The organism is Pseudomonadales bacterium, assembly GCA_013215025.1.
Classification (GTDB): Bacteria; Pseudomonadota; Gammaproteobacteria; order Pseudomonadales; family DT-91; genus DT-91.
In genome coordinates this window covers 1-4,847 of sequence record JABSRR010000128.1, presented here as the reverse complement: position 1 = coordinate 4,847, position 4,847 = coordinate 1, and the positions used below count along the sequence as shown (strand labels likewise).

Annotated in this window: 3 protein-coding genes; 1 reads left to right on the top strand and 2 read right to left on the bottom strand. The window is 47.2% G+C overall.

The window, feature by feature from the left end; genetic code table 11:
* Positions 1 to 112 precede the first annotated feature (112 nt).
* Positions 113 to 553, bottom strand: coding sequence for a hypothetical protein (locus HRU21_09030; protein ID NRA42434.1), 441 nt, complete (start codon positions 551 to 553; stop codon positions 113 to 115).
* Positions 554 to 661: 108 nt separating this feature from the next.
* On the bottom strand, positions 662 to 2,839 hold the full coding sequence (locus HRU21_09025; protein ID NRA42433.1) for an FdhF/YdeP family oxidoreductase: 2,178 nt from the start codon (positions 2,837 to 2,839) through the stop codon (positions 662 to 664).
* 218 nt (positions 2,840 to 3,057) lie between these two features.
* Here HRU21_09025 and HRU21_09020 point away from each other — a divergent pair.
* Positions 3,058 to 4,847, top strand: a 1,790-nt coding sequence (locus tag HRU21_09020) for an ATP-binding cassette domain-containing protein (GenBank protein ID NRA42432.1), incomplete at its 3' end; no start/stop codon positions are given.

The window sequence follows — 4,847 nt, the reverse complement described above, 5'->3', positions numbered from 1 at the left end:
CCTGTAGCTCAGTTGGTTAGAGCACCCGACTCATAATCGGTAGGTCCACAGTTCAAGTCTGTGCAGGCCCACCATTTTCTAAAACTTTCTATTCACTATCTCTCTTAGAAATTCAGCGTATAATATCCGCATGGTTGAAAACCTGAGCGTAGCTATCGATTTGAAAGCAATAATCGGCTTGCTTCTTAAGCCATACTAGTTGATGGGTTTGGTTACGATTTTCACCAAAATAATAACTATCGATGGCAAATCTTTGCCACACAATAGATGTGTTTTCACGAATCAATTCCACATATACATATATACAGCAGTCATCTTGGCAACCATAGATTGGGCTTATCACTGTATTAGTATTATTTGTTTGTTGCTCAAAAGGATGCGCTTTACTGCGAAGAATTGGCATAAACAACTCACGATAACGGCCTTGACTAAACTCAGCCCGGTAAGACTGTTTTAACAGCGCCTGTAAAGGTTTATCGTTTATCATGATGTCTTGGTATATAGCCTGTTTATCCTGCGGCAAATGACATTGGCCTAGTGCAATATGGTGCATATCGATCCCTATGCTTATAGCTATTCCTTTTATTTTTTATTCACAGCTTTTCATGTACAGCTCTGTATTTATAGCCTTTAAATGATAGCTTTGATTTGAGTAATTCCGTTAGACTAGCCGAGTCACCGATACTGGCAATGATTTAAAATTCGGTGTTTTCGAGCGCGGATCATGACTACTAGCGGTTAATACATTGGCCTCTGGATAATACGCCATCACATTGCCGCTAGGCAGATCAAATTCCTGCAGCAGCATACCACGCCATTCGCCGCTCGCAGATGATACCACCACTCTATCGCCGCGCTTTAAGCCAAGAGCCTGTATATCAGCATGATTCATCAGCAAGGCATCTCTAGGTGCATCAAAGCGATAGCTATCGGTTTCTTCATATATCATCGAGTTAAACTGTCCTTCACTGCGAATAGTTGCCAGCATAAACGGTTTATCCTTCGCCTGCGATTGTGATGGCGGCATACTGCTGGCAAATTGCGCACGCTGCTGTGGCATATTAAAGCGTGGCTGATGCAGAATACGCCCAGCAATCGTGCCTTCTTGACGCTTTTCATCAATGGTTTCTAACAAGCTAAGTGGTTTAATCACGCGAGCAATGTCTTTTCTTAAGCGTTTAAAATCTCGCCATTGCAAAAATTTCTCTGCCTGTGTAGCGGCCAGTGTATGGCTGGCTATATCTGCAATAATCGCGGCTTCGCTGCGCGTTTGGCTATGACGTTTAATGCCGCCATCACTCATGCGCAAATAGTTAAACATCGATTCTTGCGTGGTAGCCTGATCTTCTTCGTCGCGCGCCTTAACCGGCAAAATAATCATCTCACCTTGCTGGGCCATTACATGACCTCGATTTAGCGTTGTTGTTAGGTGAATTCGGCAGGCAATATTATTCATCGCCTGCACGGCCCAGTCGGTATTTGGGGTAGCTTCCAATAANTTGCCGCCCATCATTAANGCNAAATCAATTTTNTTTTGATCAGCGGCTTGTAAACAGTGCAGCGTATCCATACCAGCGGTGCTAGGCATCGGCTGCGCTAATAAATCTGCTAGCTGTTGTTGCTCTGTCGGCTTAAGCTCCGGTTTCACGCCAATAGTGCCAATACCTTGCACATTACTGTGCCCGCGCAGCGGCAATAAGCCTGCACCGGGCTTACCCACCATACCGCGTAATAAGGCAAGATTAGCGATCGCCTCAACATTTTGCGTACCATGCTGATGATGCGTTATACCCATACCCCAGGCAAAAATGCTGTGCTTAGATGCTGCATACAGCTCAGCAATCGTTTCTAAGGCTTGTTGCGTCAAACCGGTTTGAACTTCTATCTCAGACCAGCTTAGCTGCTGCAATCGCTGCTGATAGTCGGCAAAGCCCGTCGTGTATTTACTAATATAGTCGGCTGCCTCGGCGCCCATCGCTAAAATAGCTTTGGCAATAGCCGATAACACATACCAATCTGAACCGATGCGTGGCTGTAGATAATGCGAGGCAATCTCACTGCCGCCTTTTAGCATTGAGGTGATACTTTTAGGCACAGCAAACTTAACTAAGCCTGGCTCTTTAGCCGGATTAATCACAATCACCTTACCGCCACGCTCGCGCAAAGCTTTTAACTGATGCAGCAAGCGTGGATGATTAGAGCTAGGATTGGCCCCGATGAGTACAAGCGTATCGCAGTGTTTAAGATCGGCCAGCTCAACCGTTGCGGTGCCGGTGCCAACTGTGGCTTGTAAGCCCACCCCTGTGGCCTGGTGGCAATAGAATGAGCAGTTATTAACATTATTNGTGCCAAAGCAGCGCGCCCATGCCTGCAATAAAAANCCNGCCTCATTGGAGGCACGCCCTGAGGCGTAAAAAAAACTACGGTCGGCTGCGGTAGCCTGAAGACGCTGATAGACAATCGCCATCGCTTCAGGCCAGCTAAGCAGTTGAAACTTGTCATCGCCAGGGGCTTTATACAGCGGGTTATCTAAGCGACCAAGATGCTCTAACTCATAGCCGCTAAGCGCGTTAAAGTCGTCTAGACTGTGTGTAAAAATTTCCGCTGGTATCGCTGCCTGAATATCGGTTGACTGCGCCTGCACACTTTTATTACATACCGAGGGAAATTCGCCCAGCTCATTGGTCATCCCGCCTTGCTGTCCACCCATGCCTAAACCACAGGCTTTACAGGTATTATTGGCGACTAGGGCCTTGGTTCCTTGCCGCACGCCGATAGCCTTGAGCGTGCTTAAGGTATACAGAATCTTTTTTCCGCCGCCACCAATAATTTCTGACATTCAGAGCCGCATCTTTTATTGAATAAATTGCCATTATAGAACAAAACCCAGCACGATTAGCAGACTATTCGCGAGAACATTCACAATAAGCCAAGCAAGCTTGGCAAACATAAACTCAGCCTGATGGAATATCGCTATAGTGCGTAATAATCGCCAAATAAGTGCTATGATCGACGGCCCAATGCGTATAGCTATTACCTTAAAAAGTTATCTTGTTTATGCCCAATTCTTCTTCCTCAAGCGCTGCTTCATCTGCTGCACAAGCTACAGCATCAACGCCAAATACAGCTGATAGTGCAACATCAGCTATAAATACCAGCGCAAAAGCGCCAATCAAACGCAGCAATTTCACCGCACTATTGCCGTTTCTTACACCTTATCGCTGGCGTGTGGCACTGTTTTTAACCAGCCTTTTATTCACCTCAGCGATGACGCTCACGATTGGCCAAGGCGTGCGTTATGCGATTGACAATGGTTTTATTGCGGGCTCAAGTCATGACTTAAGATTGGCGATTGGCTTTTTAATGCTGCTCAGCCTCGGCATGGCAGCTGGCACATTCTGCCGTTTTTACCTTATTTCATGGATAGGCGAGCGAGTGATTGCCGATTTGCGTCAGGCAGTATTCAGCCATTTACTTACTCTGCACGCGAGCTTTTTTGAAGACAACCGCAGCGGTAATATAATGTCACGACTAACCAGCGACACGACCGTGTTGCAGTCTTGCATTGGCTCTTCACTATCCATTTGGCTGCGCAGCAGTATTACCTTTTTAGGTGCTGTTAGCATGCTGCTGCTGACTAACCTAAAACTCACCCTCATTATTATTGTTGGGGTGCCGCTGATCTTATTACCGATTGTTCTGTTTGGTCGACGGGTACGACGGCTATCGCGTAAGAGTCAAGACGCGATTGCCGACGTTGGCAGCAAAGCTGGCGATGTTATTCAACAAATAAAAACCGTACAAAGCTTTACGCAAGAACCGCTTGAGCAAGCCAGCTTTGCAGCAGAAACCGAGCAGGCGTTTAACGTCGCCCGCGCTCGGATTTTTCAACGTGGTGTATTGATGGCGGCAGTGATTCTCTTATTATTTGTCGCCTTATCAGCCATGCTATATGTTGGCGGCTCTGACGTGATTAGCGGCCGCATGAGCGGCGGCGAATTAGGCGCATTTATTTTTTATGCGCTACTGATGACTGGCGCCGTGGTGAGTTTATCTGAAGTTGTGAGTGAGCTACAGCGCGCCAGTGGCGCCAGTGAGCGACTGTTTCAAATATTAGCCGAACCAAGCCAGATAACTTCACCAGCGGCATCAGTAAACACTAACAGTGAATCGCTGGCAGCAGGTTTTATTATTCGTGATTTATCATTTAGTTACCCATCGCGGCCCAACGAGCGCGCTATCGATGCACTGAATTTAGATATCCCCGCTGGTAAAGTGGTTGCGCTCGTTGGGCCATCAGGTGCAGGCAAAACAACGCTGTTCGATCTTCTGCAGCGCTTTTACGACCCTCAGCAGGGCAGTATTGCCATGGGTGATGCAAACGCTCATTGCGATATTCGCGCGATGCAGCTTACCGAACTTCGACAATCCATTGGGGTAGTCTCACAGCAGCCCAGTTTATTCACTCAAAACGTATTTGACAATATTCGCTATGGCGACCCCAGCGCCTCTGATGAAGCCGTATTTGCCGCCGCACGAGCGGCGCATGCCGACGATTTTATTCAACGGCTGCCCGACGGCTACCATAGTCACTTAGGTGAGCAAGGCGTCAAATTATCCGGCGGGCAGCGCCAGCGAATTGCCATTGCCAGAGCAATTTTAAAAAATCCTAAGCTGCTATTGCTTGATGAAGCCACTTCAGCACTGGACAATGAAAGCGAATGGCATGTTCAGCAAGCCTTGAATGAACTCATGCAAAATCGCACAACCTTGATTATTGCGCACCGCTTAAGCACTATCGAGCATGCCGATATGATTGCCGTAATGCAGCATGGCAAAATTGTTGA

Excerpts from the sequence above, each read along its gene's own strand:
- HRU21_09030 (NRA42434.1), bottom strand. The coding sequence starts at position 553 with ATGCACCATATTGCACTAGGCCAATGTCATTTGCCGCAGGATAAACAG.